Here is a 15,178-nt window from a genome sequence, read left to right on the forward strand (position 1 = left end):
TATCCCCGAAACGCGCCGAAAGGCGCTGACCGAGGACGTCCCGATGTATACCCAGGCCCTGAACCAGCCTTCCGAATCCGCGTCCGCCGCGCCCGAGGATGCCGACAGGCTCGCCCGCTTCCAGGCGCGGATCGACGCCGATGAACGGATCGAGCCGAACGATTTCATGCCCGCCGCCTACCGGCGCACGCTGACGCGGCAGATCTCCCAGCATGCCCATTCCGAGATCATCGGCATGCAGCCCGAGGGCAACTGGATCACCCGCGCCCCCACGCTGCGCCGCAAGGCCGCCCTGCTCGCCAAGGTGCAGGACGAATGCGGCCACGGGCTCTATCTCTACGCCGCGGCCGAAACCCTCGGCGCCACGCGCGAGGAACTGGTCGACCAGCTTCTCGCCGGCCGCGCGAAATATTCCTCGATCTTCAACTACCCGACGCTGAGCTGGGCCGATATCGGCGCGATCGGCTGGCTGGTCGACGGCGCCGCGATCATGAACCAGATCCCGCTCTGCCGCTGTTCCTACGGACCCTACGCGCGCGCCATGATCCGCGTCTGCAAGGAGGAATCCTTCCACCAGCGCCAGGGCTACGAGATCATGCTCACCCTCGCGCGCGGCACGGCGGAGCAGCGCGAGATGGCGCAGGACGCGCTGAACCGCTGGTGGTGGCCGAGCCTGATGATGTTCGGCCCGCCGGATGCCGCCAGCGCCCATTCCGACAGCTCGATGCGCTGGAAGATCAAGCGCTTCTCGAACGACGAACTGCGCCGCAAGTTCGTCGACGCCACGGTGCCGCAGGCGCATGTCCTCGGCCTGTCGATCCCCGATCCCGCGCTGCGCTACGATTCCGCCACCGGCCATTGGGAGCACGGCGCGATCGACTGGGAGGAGTTCCGCCAGGTCATCGCCGGCAACGGCCCGTGCAACCGCGAGCGCCTCGCCGCCCGCCGCCAGGCGCATGAGGATGGCGCCTGGGTGCGCGAGGCCGCGCTCGCCTTCGCCGCCCGCCGCGCCCGCGCGGAAGCCGCCTGAGGACGGGACGATGCCGGAAACGCCGACGCCGCTCTGGGAAGTCTTCATCCGCAGCCGCAACGGCCTCGCCCATCGCCACGCCGGCTCGCTGCACGCGGCCGACGCCACCCTGGCGCTCCAGGCCGCGCGCGATCTCTTCACCCGCCGCGGCGAGGGCCTGTCGATCTGGGTGGTGCCCTCCGCCGCCATCACCGCCTCGGACCCCGCCGAGGCCGGCATGCTGTTCGAGCCCGCCGACTCGAAGATCTACCGCCACCCGACCTTCTACGAGGTGCCCGACGAGGTCGGCCACATGTGACGGCCGGCACGCCGCGCCCCGGAGAGCCCGATGTCCACCACCTCCATCACCGTCCGCGAGACCCCGCTGGTCCGTTTCCTGCTCCGCCGGGCGGACGACGCGCTGATCCTCGGCCATCGCCTGTCCGAATGGTGCGGCCGCGCGCCCAGCATGGAGGAGGAGATGGCGCTGGCGAACATCGCGCTCGACCTCATCGGCCAGGCCCGCGCGCTCTACGCCTACGCCGCCGATGTCGAGGCGGCCGGCCACGACGAGGACGATTTCGCCTATCTCCGGCCCGAGCGCGCCTTCGGCAACCTGCTGCTGGTCGAACAGCCGAACGGCGATTTCGCGGTCACTATCGCGCGCCAGGTGTTTTTCTCCGCCTTCGCCGATCTCTGGTGGCGGGCGCTCGCCGGCTCGGCCGATCCCACGCTGGCCGCCCTCGCCGCGCGGGCCGAAAAGGAAACCGCCTACCACCTGCGCCACGCGGCGGAATGGCTGATCCGCCTGGGCGACGGCACGGCGGAAAGCCATGCCCGCGCCGCGGCGGCGGTCGAGGCGCTCTGGCCGTTCACCAGCGAGATGTTCGAGGCCGAGCCGGACGAGGCCGCGCTGGTCGAGGCGGGCATCGCCCCCGATCCGGCCACCCTGCGCGACCCCTGGCGCGCCGCCCTCGCCGAGATCCTCGCCGAGGCCACGCTGGCCCTGCCCGAGTCCGGCTGGATGCAGAAGGGCGGCCGCCAGGGCCGGCATTCCGAGCATCTCGGCCGGCTGCTCGCCGAAATGCAGCATCTCCAGCGCAGCTATCCCGGGGCCTCGTGGTGAGCGCGCCCGAGCCGTCCCTCGCCCGCCTGCGCCGCGTCGCCGGCGCCGTGCCCGATCCCGAACTGCCGGTGCTCACCATCGCCGATCTCGGCATTCTCCGCGATGTCCGCATCGTCGGCGGCACGGCGGAGATCGACATCACGCCGACCTATTCCGGCTGCCCGGCGATGGCCGAGATCGCCGCCGGAATCATCCGCGCCGTCGAGGCCGCCGGTTTCGGCCGGCCGCGCGTGAACACCGTGCTCTCGCCCGCCTGGACGACCGATTTCATGACCGCCGCGGCGCGGCGCGCGCTGCGCGAATACGGCATCGCCCCGCCGCCGGAAGCCGCCGCGCGCCGCCCGCGCTTCGCCGCCTTGCCGCTGCCCTGCCCGCGATGCGGCAGCGCCGAAACCGAGGAGCTCGCCCCCTTCGGCGCTACCGCCTGCAAGGCGCTCTGGCGCTGCCGCGCCTGCCGCGAGCCCTTCGAGCATTTCAAATGCCACTGACCGAACCCGCCGCCGCGCCGAAATTCCACCGCCTCCGCGTGGCCGATCTCCGGCGCGAAACGGCGGACACCGTCTCGCTGTCCTTCGCGGTGCCGCCGGCGCTCGCCGGCGCCTACCGCTTCGCCCCCGGCCAGTATCTCACCCTGCGCGCGACGATCGCGGGCGAGGAACTGCGCCGCTCCTATTCGATCTGCACGGTGCCGGAGGATGGCGAGCTGCGCATTGCGGTCCGGCGCGTCGATGGCGGGCGCTTCTCCACCTGGGTGAACGAGGCGCTGCGGCCGGGCGACCCGGTCGACGTGATGACGCCGACCGGCCGCTTCGGCGCCGCCGCCCTGGCCGAACCCGCCGGCCTGCATGTCGCCTTCTGCGCCGGGTCCGGCATCACCCCGGTGCTGCCGGTCGCCCGCGCCGTGCTGGCCGCCTCGCCCGCGAGCCGCTTTCACTTCTTCTACGGCAACCGCACCGGCGCCGACGCGCTGTTCCGCGCCGAGCTGGCCGCGCTGAAGGACCGCCATCTCGGCCGCGTCTCGGTGCTGCACGTGCTGTCGCGCGAGGAACAGGATCTTCCCGTGCTGAACGGGCGGCTCGACGGCGCGCGCGTGCGCCGCCTGCTGCCCGCCATGGTGCCGCCGGCCGAGATCGCCCATGCCCATGTCTGCGGACCCGCCACGATGATCGACGAGGTCGCCGGCGTCCTCGCCGAATTCGGCCTGCCCCCCGCGCGCCTTCACACCGAGCGTTTCGTCTCCGCCGAAGGCGGCCGTCCGCGCCCGCGACCGCCGGTCGCGCCCGGCGCCCCGTCCGCCCATCGCGCCGCCATCATCCTCGACGGCAAGCGCCGCGAGGTGCCGGTGGCCGAGGGCGAGACGATCCTCGACGCCGCGCTCCGCGCCGGGCTCGACATGCCCTTCGCCTGCAAGGGCGGCATGTGCTCCACCTGCCGCGCCCGCCTCGCCGATGGCGAGGCCGACATGGCCGTGAACTACGCGCTGGAGCCGTGGGAAACCGCTGCCGGCTTCATCCTCACCTGCCAGTCCCGTCCGCTTACGCCGCGCGTCACCGTCGACTTCGACGCGCTGTAGCGCCGCATCACTTCTGGCCCGCCGCCGTCGCATGCAGGCTGAAGCATTGCCGCCCGCTGGCGTGCCGGCCGAAGACCGGATGCTGGAACCCCGCCTCCTGGCTGGCCCGCTCGTCCAGCGTCGAGAGCGCGAAATGCGCGCAGAGTTCGTAGCTGTCGGTCCCGGTCACGCTGTATTCGAAGGGGATGCCCTCCGGATCGGTCAGCGGCACCGCGCCATAGCCGGGGGATGGTTCCAGCTCCTCGAGCCGCTGCGGCAGCGCGCCGTGGCCGCGCCGGTAGGCGGCGATCTCGCCCGACAGTATCCCGAGTTGCAGGCTGCGCATCTGGTCGGCCTGCTGCCGGCGGATATGCTCCGGCGAGCCGATCACGAGAAACCCCGCGATCACCAGCAACAGCGCGGCGAGTCCGAGGCTGCCCGCGAACAGGCTGGCGCCGCCCGGCCTCATGGCGCCGCCGCCTCACGCGCGTCGCGCAGGAAATAGCCGAACATGCCGCCGGCGATCACCGCCACCGTCGCGAGCTTCAGCAGGGTCGCCACCGCCAGTTCGCCGCCCAGCGCGTTGTAGATCAGCGCCATCACGTCGCCGGCCAGCCATAGCGCGGTGATGAACAGCGTGAGGTAGGTCAGCCACTGGCGCGGCCGCGATCCCCGCCGCGCCGGGTCCCGCGCGATCGCCCGGTTGATCCGGCGGAACAGCACGACGAAGACCGGGTAGGCGACCAGGATCGCCGAGATGTTCCACCTGATGTCCCGCAGCAGCGTGGCGCTTACATAAATCCGGCTGCCGATCCGCCGGGGAAAGGCGTGGTCGATCAGGTGAAAGGCGAGGGCGCCCGCATTGTAGGCGGCGGTATAGAGCGCCACGAACACCACCAGGTAGACGAACACCTCGCGCGCCGAGAGATAGGGCTGCGCCCGCGGCACCGGCACCGGAAACGGAACCTCGGCGAAGGCGCGCAGCGCCTCGCCGATATCGGCGTCCTGCCAGCCGGCCGCGCGCAGGGCCGCGGCAATCTCCGCGCGCGCCGCGCCGGCGGCGAGGGCCCGGCGGGTGAAGTCGAGCAGCTGGCGGTCCATGATCCGGCCTCCCGGTTGCGGGACGGCCCCCAGCCTGCCCGCCGGCGCGCGACATGCCGATGATCCCGCTCAAGCCGCGATCATCCGTTCGGCGCAATCGCGCTCCGCCTTTCGGCGAGGGGAGCGCGCAAATGTTCACTTCATACGATCAATTTAATCAATCCAATCTGTATAGAAGATCATCCGCCAAGGCCCCATTAAAGACGCAACGCCGGCGCGCGGGCTCCGCTCCGTCCCCCGGCATTCATCTGGAGGCTTCCATGCTCACCCAAGGCTTCGCCCGTTTCATTCACGCCCGCCGCACCGACCTGCTCGCCATCGTGCGCCAGTTCACGCCTAACTGGTTCGCCGCGACGATGGGCACCGGCATCCTCGCGCTCGACCTCAACCAGCTGCCCGGCCTGCATCGCCCGGCGATGGCGCTCTGGCTGCTGAACATCGTGCTGTTCACCCTTTTCACCCTGCTCTACGCCGCGCGCTGGCTGCTCTACCCGCGGGAGGCCGCGCGCATCTTCGGCCATTCGGTGATGTCGATGTTCCTCGGCACCATCCCGATGGGCCTCGCCACCATCATCAACGGTTTCATCGCCTTCGGCCTCGCCCCGCTCGGGCCGGAAGCGGTCGGCATCGCCACCGCGCTCTGGTGGGCGGATGTGGCGCTGTCGCTCGTCATCGGCATCGGCGTGCCCTTCCTGATGGTCATCCGCCAGGACCACGCGATCGAGAGGATGACGGCGGTCTGGCTGCTGCCGGTCGTCGCCGCCGAGGTCGCGGCGGCGAGCGGCGCGCAGATCGTTCCGCATCTCGGCAACCCGCATCTCGCCCTGCTGGTCGACATCCTGTCCTACGCCCTCTGGGCCTATTCGGTGCCGGTCGCGCTCGGCATCGTCGCGGTCCTGCTGCTCCGCCTCGTGCTGCACCGCCTGCCGCATCGCGACATGGCGCCCTCGTCCTGGCTCACTTTGGGGCCGATCGGCACCGGCGCGCTCGGCCTGCTCCTGCTCGGCGCCGATGCGCAGGGCGCGCTCGCCCCGCTCGGCCTGCCGGGGCTCGCCGATGCGGCGCGCGGCATCGGCCTGATCGGCGGCGTCATCCTCTGGGGTTACGGCGTCTGGTGGCTCGCCTTCGCGGTGCTCGCAACCCTGCGCTACCTGCGCGGCGGCATTCCGTTCAATCTCGGCTGGTGGGGCTTCACCTTCCCGCTCGGCGTCTACGCCGCCACCACCTTCGCCCTCGCCGGGCAGACCCACCTCGCCCTGTTCCACATCGCCGCCGTGGCGATGACGGCGAGCCTCGCCGCCCTCTGGGTGATCGTCGCGGCGATGACGCTGCGGGGTGCCGCCAGCCGCGCGCTCTTCGCCGCCCCCTGCCTGCTGCGCGGCGCCATTCCGGAGGACGCGCTGACCGCCGACATGGTCTGACCGGGTCCCGGCCGGGACTCGCCATCGCCCGACGCCTCGACTAACGTTGCCGGCGCGCCCCCATCGCCGATGGGGCGCGCCGGTCCCGTATCCGGTTCTTCGTCCGCGTTCTCCGGGGCCCGCCAGCCGCGCCTTTCCATCAAGAATGCCAATACGGGGGACGATTTCATGAAAAAATTCATCAACGCGCCGGAAAACGTGGTGGCCGAGGCGCTGGCCGGCATGGCCGCCGCGCATCCCGATCTGATCCGTGTCCACACCGATCCCGATTTCATCACCCGCGCCGATGCCCCGGTGCGCGGCAAGGTGGCGCTGCTCTCCGGCGGCGGCTCCGGTCACGAGCCGATGCATGGCGGTTTCGTCGGCCGCGGCATGCTCGATGCCGCCTGCCCCGGCGCGGTCTTCACCAGCCCGACGCCGGACCAGATGCTCGCCGCCACCAGGGCGGTCGATGGCGGCGCCGGCGTGCTCCATATCGTGAAGAACTACACCGGCGACGTGCTGAACTTCGAGATGGCCGCCGACCTCGCGAAGGAGGAGGGGCTCGACGTCGCCGCCGTCGTGATCGATGACGATGTGGCGGTGCAGGACAGTCTCTACACCGCCGGCCGCCGCGGCGTCGGCGCCACAATCCTCGCCGAGAAGATCTGCGGCGGTGCCGCCGAGGCCGGCGCCGACCTCGCCAGCGTCGCCGCCCTCTGCCGCGAGGTGAACGGCGCCGCCCGCTCGATGGGCGTCGCGCTCAGCCCCTGCACCGTGCCGCATGCCGGCAAGCCGAGCTTCACCCTCGGCGAGGGCGAGATGGAATACGGCATCGGCATCCATGGCGAGCCCGGCCGCAAGCGCATCCCCATCGAACCGGCCGACCGTGTGGCCGAAATGCTGATGGAACCCATCCTCGCCGACCTGCCGTTCCGCCAGGGCGACAAGGTGCTGCTCTTCGTCAACGGCCTCGGCGGCACGCCGCTGGTCGAGCTCTACATCCTCTACCGCAAGGCCGCGGAGATCGCCCGAAGCCACGGGCTGACCGTCGCGCGCTCGCTGGTCGGCCCCTACATGACCAGCCTCGAGATGGCCGGCACCTCGATCACCCTGCTGCGCCTGACCGACGACATGATCCGTCATTGGGACGCGCCGGTCGTCACCCCGGCGCTGCGCTGGGGCGCCTGAGGCGGGCAGGGGGGATTGCGCATGGCCGACCAGCTCGACGTTCCGCTCCTCACCGCCTGGCTCGGTCGCGCCGCCGCCGCGATCGAGGCGCAGCAGGGCTACCTCTCCGATCTCGACGCCGCGATCGGCGATGGCGATCACGGCGCCAACCTCGCCCGCGGCTTCAAGGCCGTCATGGCGAAGCTCGGCACGCCCGCCGATCCGGCGGCGCTGTTCCGCACCGTCGGCATGACGCTGATCGGCACCGTCGGCGGCGCCTCCGGCCCGCTCTACGGCACTCTCTTCGTCGAGATGGCCAAGGCCGCCGCCGGCCGCGCCACGCTCGACGCCGCCGGCTGGCACACCGCGCTTGCCGCCGGCGTCGCCGGCGTGGTCGCCCGCGGCAAGGCGGCCCCCGGCGACAAGACGATGATCGACGCGCTCACCCCCGCCGTCGCCGCCCTCGAAGCGGCGGCCAGCCTGCCCGAGGCGCTCGCCCGCTCGGCCGCAGCCGCGCGGGAGGGCGCCGAGGCCACCGCCCCGCTGGTCGCCCGCAAGGGCCGCGCCTCCTATCTCGGCGAACGCGCGATCGGCCATGTCGATCCGGGGGCGACCTCGTCGGCGATGCTGCTCGCCGCCCTCGCCGAAGCCGCCGGCTGAGCGGCCCCGGCGCGCGGCGTCATGGCAACCGGCCTCCTGCTCGTCTCGCACAGCGCGGCGCTGGCCCGCGCCACCGCCGAACTCGTCCGGCAGATGACCGGCGACCGCCTCGCCCTCGCCATCGCCGCCGGCGCCGGGCCGGACCATGCCGAACTCGGCACCGACCCGCTCGCCATCCTCGCCGCCTGCGAGGAACTGGCCGGCTGCGAGGGCATCGTCGTGCTGATGGATCTCGGCAGCGCCGTACTCAGCGCCGAAATGGCGCGCGACCTCGCGGACGATGCCCTGCGCGCCCGGCTTCACCTCGCCCCGGCCCCGTTCGTCGAGGGCGCGCTGGCGGCGGGTGTGGCGGCCGCCGCCGGGCAGGCCGCCGACCGCGTCGCCGCCGAGGCGCTGGCCGGGCTCGCGCCGAAACAGGATGCGCTCGGCACCCAAGAACACGCCGCGCCGCCGCCGCCAGCCGCCACGCTCACCCGCGCGGTCACGCTGGCCGATCCGAACGGCCTGCATCTCCGCCCCGCCGCGCGCTGTGTCGAGGCCGCCGCCCGGTTCGACGCCACGCTGCGCCTCCGCCACAACGGCCGCGTCGCCCCGCTCGACAGCCCGACCGCGCTGATGGCGCTCGGCGCGAAGGGCGGCACGGAGGTGACGATCGAGGCCTCCGGCCCCGAGGCCGAACCCGCCGCCGCCGCCCTCGCCGCCATCCTCGCCGAGCGCCCGGCGGAACCCCACGCCGAAACCCCGTCGAAAGCGTCATCCGGCGGATTCGTGCCGATGTCCCCCGGCCGCGCCGCCGGCCCGGTCGTCGCCGTCGGCCGCGCCCGGCCGGCGGTGCCCGAAACCACGGTGGCGGACCGCGCTGCGGCGCTGGCCCGGCTCGATGAAGCGCTGGCCGCCGCCCGCGCCGCGCTCGCCGGCAACCCGATCCTCGCCGCCCAGGCCGCCCTGCTCGCCGACCCGGCGCTGATCGGCCCCGCCCGCGCCGCGATCGAGGCGGATGGCCGCCACGAGGCCGCCGCCTGGCGCGACGCCATCGCCGCCGCCGCCGCCAGCCACGAGGCGCTCGACGACCCCTATCTCCGCGCCCGCGCGCGCGACCTGCGCGAGGCCGGCGATGCCGTGCTCCGCGAACTGCTCGGCGGCTTCGGCCTCGACCTGCCGGCCAAGCCCGCGATCATCGCGGTGGACGAACTCACCGCCGCCGAGGCCGCGAGCCTGCCGCCCACCATCCTCGGCGTGCTCGACCGGCGCGGCGGCCCCACCAGCCACGCCGCGATCCTGCTCCGCGCCGCCGGCATTCCCGCCCTGGGCGGCGTCGCGCTCGATCCGCCGCCGTCCCGCGCCGCCTTCGACGGCGCGACCGGCGAATTCGTCGCCGAGCCCGACGCCGCGACCGAAGCCCGCTTCCGCGCCGCCGACCTCCTCGCGCCGGGTCCCGCCTCCGTCATCCTTCCCGGCGGCGAGGCGCTCGAATTCTGGGCGAATGTCGCCGGCCCCGCCGATGCCGCCGCCGCCGCCCGCGCCGGCGCCTTCGGCGTCGGCCTCGCCCGCACCGAAATGCTCTTCCTCGGCCGCGCCGACATGCCGGGCGAGGACGAGCAGGAAGCCCGCGTCGGCGCGATGATCGCGCCGTTCCGGGGCCGTCCGGTCGTGGTCCGCCTGCTCGATGCCGGGGCGGACAAGCCGGTGCCCTTCCTCGCCCTGGCGTCGGAGGAAAATCCCGCCCTCGGCGTGCGCGGCGTGCGCGCGCTGCTGCGCCGGCCGGATTTCTGCGCCGCCCATCTGCGCGCCCTGCTGCGCGCCGGCGCCGGGCACGACCTGCGGATCATGGTCCCGATGGTCACCTTCGCCGCCGAGTTGCGCGCTATACGCGACCTGCTCGCCGCCGCCGCGCGCGATGTCGGCTGCTCGCCGCCGCCGCTCGGCGCGATGATCGAGGTGCCCGCCGCCGCCCTCACCGTGCCGGACCTGCTGGCGGCGAGCGACTTCTTTTCGATCGGCACCAACGATCTCACGCAATACGTCCTCGCCGCCGATCGCGGCCACAAGGATCTCCCCGGCTTCGCCGATGCCGGCCATCCGGCGGTCATCGGCCTCTGTGCCCGGGTCTGCCGCGATGCCGGGGCGGTCCCCGTTTCCGTCTGCGGCGAAGCCGCCGGCGATCCGTCGACCGCCCGCCTCCTGGTCGAGGCCGGCATCCGCAAGCTCTCGATGGGCGCCGCCCGGCTCAGCGCCCTCCGCGCGGCGTTTTCCGCCAGCGCATCCTGACATCCGCGCACCCGGACCACGGGGCCGACGCTCGGCCCGCCCCTTACCCCGTTCCGGGCGAGGGGCGGGATGCGGTCAGGCCGTCAGCCTGGTCTCCGCCGCCTGCTGCATCACCGGATAGCGCAGACCGGCTTTCAGCGGCGTCACGGTCAGAACGCGGCCCTTGAGCAAGCTCGCCGGCACCAGCGCCGCGCCATCGGTCCAGCGGCCATCGGCTTCCACGCCGTGCCACCCTTCGGCCAGTGCCGGATGATCGAGCGCCACCGGTTCGTCGCCCGCCATCAAACCGCCGATCTTGACGCCGAGCCGGCGGCGGTCGCGCGGATCGGGCGTGACCTCGGCGGGAACCGCGCTGCGCGACGTGATGATCGCGGCGCCGTCGGCGCGGTATTCGACGCGAAGCTGCGCGTCGTCCGTCGTCTCGAGTCCCGCGCGCTCGAGGATCCGCGTCCGGACCTGCTCGACGATCGCGCCATGCTCGGCGAAGGGGGCGCAGCTTGCCGCCTCGCGCAGCGGCTGCGCGAACTCCGGATGCAGGGCGATGGCGGCACCGCCATTTTCGAAGGCCTGGCGGTTGCCGGTCTCAAGGTAGCTTTCCGCCGGCATGTTCTCGGCCAGCAGGATCGCGTGCGCCGGTAGTTCGACATGGTAATAGGTGACGCTGCGCCGCTCGACCTGCCGGATCGTCATGCCGTTGACGAGCGCTTTCGCCGGGATGAGCGCGCCGTTGAAATAGAACGCATGATCCGGCGAAACGACGAGGTCGCGCGCCGGCACGTTATCCGCAATCGCATGAGCGCCGATCAGCACCGGCTGCACCGCGTCGGGCCTCGCATGGCGACCCGGTTCGATCGTGCGATGTCCGATCCACACCACGGGCGCCGTCCCGCCGCCATGCAGGAGGACGGCGTCTCCCTTCGCCAGTTCCTCGACCGGGACGCCACCGCGCGTCGTCGCAATCCGGGTGCCCTCGGCAAAGCACGCATTCGAACCAAGCGACGACAAGGACGGCGTCACGCCATCGAACGTAATTTGGTTAGTATTCTGACCTTGTATGTCATAGAATACACCCTGCTGCGTATAGAGATTTACGTCAGTCTGTTCGATACCGCCGGAAAAACTGAATTCCAGCCCGTGTACATCGAGTCCCTGCGTATTGCCATTATATCCGCCGTAGCCGCCGCCGGACGTCGTGCCCGGGAAAATCGCGTTGTCGAAAAGTACGCCGCGGCCTACCTGAACTTGCCCGCTGTTTCCGACCATCCCGGTGATTGTGTTGCCTTCCCAGGTCCCGCTGATCGACAAGACGGGATACCCCTCGCCGCTAACGACACCGATGTTCTGGGGGTTGGTGATCGTGGCGATCGTTGTCGAGATCGTCACGTTGACCGTGTCTGTGTATGAACCGTCGGTAAAGGTATATGTAAAAGTTTCCTGTCCGGACATGATGAAACACCTCAAAAATTATATTATATCTAAAGATAAATACAGTAAATCAGCGAAGTTACCCTTCTTTAATCCATAGAATGTTGCCGGTGCAAGTTTATTGTTGGTGCCAGCTCATACACTCGGGTAACGCAGTCCCCCGGACCGTGCGATGCGTCGGCCCGGCCCTGCCCATCGTCGTTAGAGCACCATCCGATCAGACGAAAACACCCGTTCGGATGAGGATGCTTGGTTAGTCATCGGAGAGGATCATTCATCCGATCCGTCCGGATCGGAAACCGCTCAGTCCCCCGCCTGTGCCGCAAGTCGCCGTGCCGGCGCCGCCCGGCCGGGCTGGCGATGCCGATAGGCGATCGCCTCGGCGACATGCTCCCGCCGCACCACGTCCACGCCGGCCAGGTCCGCGATGGTCCGGGCCACCCGCAGGATGCGCGTCAGCCCCCGCGCCGAGAGGTGCAGCCGGTCCGCCGCCTGTTCCGCCAGCGCCCGCGCCGCGGCATCGAGCGCGATCGCGTCGCCGGCGAGGTCCGCGTTGCCCACGCCCTCGCCCTGCCGCGCGCGCTGGATCGCCCGGCATGCCGCCACCCGCGCGGCCACGGTCTCGCTCCGCTCGCCCGGCGGTGCGCGCATCAGCTCCGCCGGACTCGCCGGCGCGATCTCCACCACGAGATCGATGCGGTCGAGCAGCGGTCCGCTGATCCGCCCCTGATAGTCCTCCCCGCAGCGCGGCGCGCGGCCGCAGGCGCGGGCGGCATCGAACAGGTGGCCGCAGCGGCACGGATTCATCGCCGCGACCAGCTGGAACCGCGCCGGATAGGTGACATGCGCCGCCGCCCGCGCCACCGTGGTCCGCCCGGTCTCCAGCGGCTGGCGCAGCGCCTCCAGTGCCGCGCGCGGAAATTCCGGAAACTCGTCGAGGAACAGCACGCCCCGATGCGCCAGCGAAATCTCGCCCGGCCGCGCCCGGTTGCCGCCGCCGGCGATCGCCGCCATGCTCGCCGAGTGGTGCGGCTCGCGAAACGGCGGCCGCGTCACCAGCCGCCCCTCGCTCAGCAGCCCGGCGACCGAGTGAACCATGCTGACCTCCAGCGCCTCGCGCGGCGTCAGATCGGGCAGCAGCCCAGGCAGCCGCGCCGCCAGCATCGACTTCCCGCCCCCCGGCGCGCCGATCATCAGCAGGTTGTGCTGCCCCGCCGCGGCGATCTCGAGGGCGCGCCGCGCCCCGTCCATCCCCCGCACATCGGCGAGGTCCGGCTGGCGCGAAGGTGCCTGGAACCGCCCGCGCGGCGGCGGCTCCAGCAGCGCCTCGCCGCGGAAATGGTTGATCAGCGCGAGCAGGTCGGCCGGCGCCAGCACGCCGATCTCGCCGGCCCAGCCCGCTTCCGGCCCCTGCGCCGCGGGGCAGATCAGGCCGAGATCGCGCGCCCCCGCGGCAATCGCCGCCGGCAACACCCCGGCCACCGGCGCCAGCCGCCCGTCGAGCGACAGCTCGCCGATCGCCGCGAACCGCGCCATCTCCTCCGCCGGCAGCACGTCCATCGCGGTCAGCACGCCGAGCGCGATCGGCAGGTCGAAATGGCTGCCCTCCTTCTGCAGGTCCGCCGGGGCCAGGTTCACGAGGATGCGCTTCGCCGGCAGCGCGAGGCCCATCGCGGTCAGCGCCGCGCGCACCCGCTCCCGCGATTCCGCCACCGCCTTGTCGGCCAGCCCGACGACGAGAAAGACCGGCAGCCCGGCGGCGATCTGCACCTGCACCTCGACCGGCTGCGCCTCGATCCCGGCGAAGGCGAAGCTCTGGATGCGGGTGATGCTCACGCCGCCGCCCCGGAGAGGAATCCCTCGCGGCGGAAGCTCAGCCACCCCGCCTTGCCGATGATGACATGGTCATGCAGCGTGATGTCGAGCAGGGCGACGGCGCGCTGCACCTCCCGCGTCATCTCGACGTCGTCGCGCGAGGGGGAGGGGTCGCCGCTCGGGTGGTTGTGAACGAGGATGAGCGCCGTCGCCCGTGTCTCGATCGCCCGCCGCACCACCTCGCGCACATAGACCTGGGTATGGTTCACCGTCCCGCGCGAGGCCACCTCGTCGGCGAGCAGCCGGTTGCGGTTGTCGAGATAGATCACGCGGAACTGCTCCACCGGCTCGCGCGCCATCGCGATGGTGAGGTAATCGATCAGCCGCTCCCAGTTGTTCAGCACCGGCGCGTCCGCCAGCTCCGCGCGGGCGAGGCGGATGGCCGAGGCCTGCACGAGCTTGATCGCCGCCACGCTGTGCTGCCCGAGCCCCGGTGTCGCGAACAGCGCGTCCGGCTCGGCGGCGAGCACGGCGGCATAGGAGCCGAACCGGTTGATCAGCGCCTTGGCGAGCGGCTTGGTGTCGCCCTTCTTGAAGGCGAGGAAGAGCAGCATTTCCAGCAGCTCGTAATCGGCCAGCGCCTCGGCGCCGCGGCCGAGCAGCTTCTCGCGCATCCGGCCGCGATGGCCCTGCGGCCCGGTGCTGGAGAAGGGCGCATCGGCCGCCGGCGCGTGGTCGAACCCGCCGCGCTCCGCCATCCCGCGCCGCCCCGGAAGCGGGGCCGCTTCCGGGAATGGCTCGCCGCCGTGCCGGCGCATCGCGCGGAATAGATTTTCAAGCAAAAGGAGAAAAACTCCATCTCAGATACTCGCCAAGGTTGAATACTACCGATCCACCCGCCGGCTTGTCCAGCGTCATCGCCGTGGCTTGCGCCCCACGCGGCCGCGCAGATAGAACAGCGCACGGCCGCCGCCGGCTGCCGCCATTCCGTCCCGGAGACCCTCATGAGCCGCATCATCCGCACCGAAGCGAACGAAATCCTCTCGAAAGCCGTCGAATATCATGGCTTCGTCTACACCCAGGGCGTGGTCGCGGCGGACCCGGCCGGCGACATCACCGCCCAGACCCGCGATGTTCTCGCCCAGATCGACGCGCTGCTCGAACAGCACGGGACCGACAACACGCGCCTTCTGCAGGCGCAGATCTGGCTGAAATCGATCGACGACCGCGGCGCGATGAACGCCGTCTGGTCGGCCTGGCTGCCGGAAGGCGGCGCGCCGGTCCGCGCCTGCGTCGAGGCGAAGCTCGCCGATCCGCGCTACCTGGTCGAGATCATGGTCGTCGCCTGCCGCTGACCCCGGCCGCGTAAACATTTTCCGCCATTCGCGCCGGATGAAATCTCGATCTTCATCCGGCGTTAGGAAGTTCGTCGTAACGTCCGCCCCATGTCGCCGCGAAACATTAAATTTTCCTCGCGCGTGACATTTTTGCCCAGTCCGAGGGTTGCGTTCACCGCAGTCCCCCCGTAACAGGAATGCAAGCCATTCGTGGCTTGAAACAAAGACCCGAGTCGGCAAAAAGCTCGGTCCGGTTACTGCGCTGACTGAGCAAAATCCGGCATTGGCTTGATTGGATTGTGGTTTTTTTGTGTC

The 15,178-nt window shown here is 71.3% G+C and carries 15 protein-coding genes; 10 read left to right on the plus strand and 5 right to left on the minus strand.

Features of this window, described 5'->3' with window-relative positions:
* The first annotated feature begins 43 nt into the window (after window positions 1-43).
* The 5 genes from paaA to paaE are packed head-to-tail and all read left to right on the plus strand — an operon-like array spanning window position 44 to window position 3,708.
* A complete protein-coding gene (paaA, locus tag ACMV_RS14560) occupies window positions 44-1,030 on the plus strand; it encodes a 1,2-phenylacetyl-CoA epoxidase subunit PaaA (protein ID WP_041665421.1) in 987 nt (328 codons plus the stop codon).
* Window positions 1,031-1,040: 10 nt separating this feature from the next.
* Window positions 1,041-1,328 (plus strand): 1,2-phenylacetyl-CoA epoxidase subunit PaaB, encoded by a 288-nt coding sequence (gene paaB, locus ACMV_RS14565; protein ID WP_007423426.1) that lies wholly within the window; start codon window positions 1,041-1,043, stop codon window positions 1,326-1,328.
* Window positions 1,329-1,358: 30 nt separating this feature from the next.
* On the plus strand, window positions 1,359-2,135 hold the full coding sequence (paaC, locus tag ACMV_RS21320; protein WP_007423427.1) for a 1,2-phenylacetyl-CoA epoxidase subunit PaaC: 777 nt from the start codon (window positions 1,359-1,361) through the stop codon (window positions 2,133-2,135).
* Window positions 2,132-2,623, plus strand: coding sequence for a 1,2-phenylacetyl-CoA epoxidase subunit PaaD (paaD, locus tag ACMV_RS21325; protein ID WP_012040178.1), 492 nt, complete (start codon window positions 2,132-2,134; stop codon window positions 2,621-2,623). Before paaC ends, paaD begins: the two co-directional genes overlap by 4 nt.
* Window positions 2,614-3,708, plus strand: a complete 1,095-nt coding sequence (gene paaE / locus ACMV_RS14580) for a 1,2-phenylacetyl-CoA epoxidase subunit PaaE (protein WP_013640907.1) — start codon at window positions 2,614-2,616, stop codon at window positions 3,706-3,708. The genes paaD and paaE overlap by 10 nt, the downstream gene beginning before the upstream one ends.
* Window positions 3,709-3,715: 7 nt before the next feature.
* On the opposite strand, the gene ACMV_RS14585 is transcribed toward paaE, so the two are convergent.
* Together ACMV_RS14585 and ACMV_RS14590 are read right to left on the minus strand one after the other, a co-directional pair.
* Entirely contained in the window at window positions 3,716-4,156 is a 441-nt protein-coding gene (locus tag ACMV_RS14585; protein WP_007423913.1) for a hypothetical protein, read from the minus strand.
* Window positions 4,153-4,788, minus strand: coding sequence for a DUF5671 domain-containing protein (locus ACMV_RS14590; protein ID WP_013640908.1), 636 nt, complete (start codon window positions 4,786-4,788; stop codon window positions 4,153-4,155). The genes ACMV_RS14585 and ACMV_RS14590 overlap by 4 nt, the downstream gene beginning before the upstream one ends.
* 260 nt (window positions 4,789-5,048) lie before the next feature.
* Here ACMV_RS14590 and ACMV_RS14595 point away from each other — a divergent pair, with 260 nt between their 5' ends.
* The 4 genes from ACMV_RS14595 (at window position 5,049) to dhaM (ending at window position 10,286) form a co-directional block, all read left to right on the plus strand.
* Window positions 5,049-6,209, plus strand: coding sequence for a TDT family transporter (locus ACMV_RS14595; protein ID WP_013640909.1), 1,161 nt, complete (start codon window positions 5,049-5,051; stop codon window positions 6,207-6,209).
* A 168-nt stretch (window positions 6,210-6,377) separates the two neighbouring features.
* Window positions 6,378-7,379 (plus strand): dihydroxyacetone kinase subunit DhaK, encoded by a 1,002-nt coding sequence (dhaK, locus tag ACMV_RS14600; protein ID WP_007423916.1) that lies wholly within the window; start codon window positions 6,378-6,380, stop codon window positions 7,377-7,379.
* A 21-nt stretch (window positions 7,380-7,400) separates the two neighbouring features.
* The gene (dhaL, locus tag ACMV_RS14605) at window positions 7,401-8,018 is read left to right on the plus strand and encodes a dihydroxyacetone kinase subunit DhaL (RefSeq protein WP_013640910.1); all 618 of its coding nucleotides are present in this window, start codon (window positions 7,401-7,403) and stop codon (window positions 8,016-8,018) included.
* Window positions 8,019-8,039: 21 nt separating this feature from the next.
* Window positions 8,040-10,286, plus strand: a complete 2,247-nt coding sequence (gene dhaM, locus ACMV_RS14610; protein ID WP_013640911.1) for a dihydroxyacetone kinase phosphoryl donor subunit DhaM — start codon at window positions 8,040-8,042, stop codon at window positions 10,284-10,286.
* Between the two features lie 75 nt (window positions 10,287-10,361).
* Here the strand turns inward: dhaM and ACMV_RS14615 are convergent, their stop codons facing one another.
* The 3 genes from ACMV_RS14615 to radC form a co-directional block, all read right to left on the minus strand.
* On the minus strand, window positions 10,362-11,732 hold the full coding sequence (locus ACMV_RS14615; protein ID WP_013640912.1) for a Hint domain-containing protein: 1,371 nt from the start codon (window positions 11,730-11,732) through the stop codon (window positions 10,362-10,364).
* 282 nt (window positions 11,733-12,014) lie between these two features.
* On the minus strand, window positions 12,015-13,547 hold the full coding sequence (locus ACMV_RS14620; RefSeq protein ID WP_013640913.1) for a YifB family Mg chelatase-like AAA ATPase: 1,533 nt from the start codon (window positions 13,545-13,547) through the stop codon (window positions 12,015-12,017).
* Window positions 13,544-14,284: a RadC family protein gene (gene radC, locus ACMV_RS14625; RefSeq protein WP_138919177.1), complete on the minus strand. Its 741-nt coding sequence runs from the start codon at window positions 14,282-14,284 to the stop codon at window positions 13,544-13,546. The genes ACMV_RS14620 and radC overlap by 4 nt, the downstream gene beginning before the upstream one ends.
* Before the next feature lie 246 nt (window positions 14,285-14,530).
* Between radC and ACMV_RS14630 the strand changes: the two genes are divergently transcribed.
* Complete coding sequence (locus ACMV_RS14630; protein ID WP_007422784.1) at window positions 14,531-14,881, plus strand: RidA family protein; 351 nt, start codon at window positions 14,531-14,533, stop codon at window positions 14,879-14,881.
* Window positions 14,882-15,178: the final 297 nt, after the last annotated feature.

This window comes from Acidiphilium multivorum AIU301, from assembly GCF_000202835.1.
Taxonomy (GTDB): Bacteria; Pseudomonadota; Alphaproteobacteria; order Acetobacterales; family Acetobacteraceae; genus Acidiphilium; species Acidiphilium multivorum.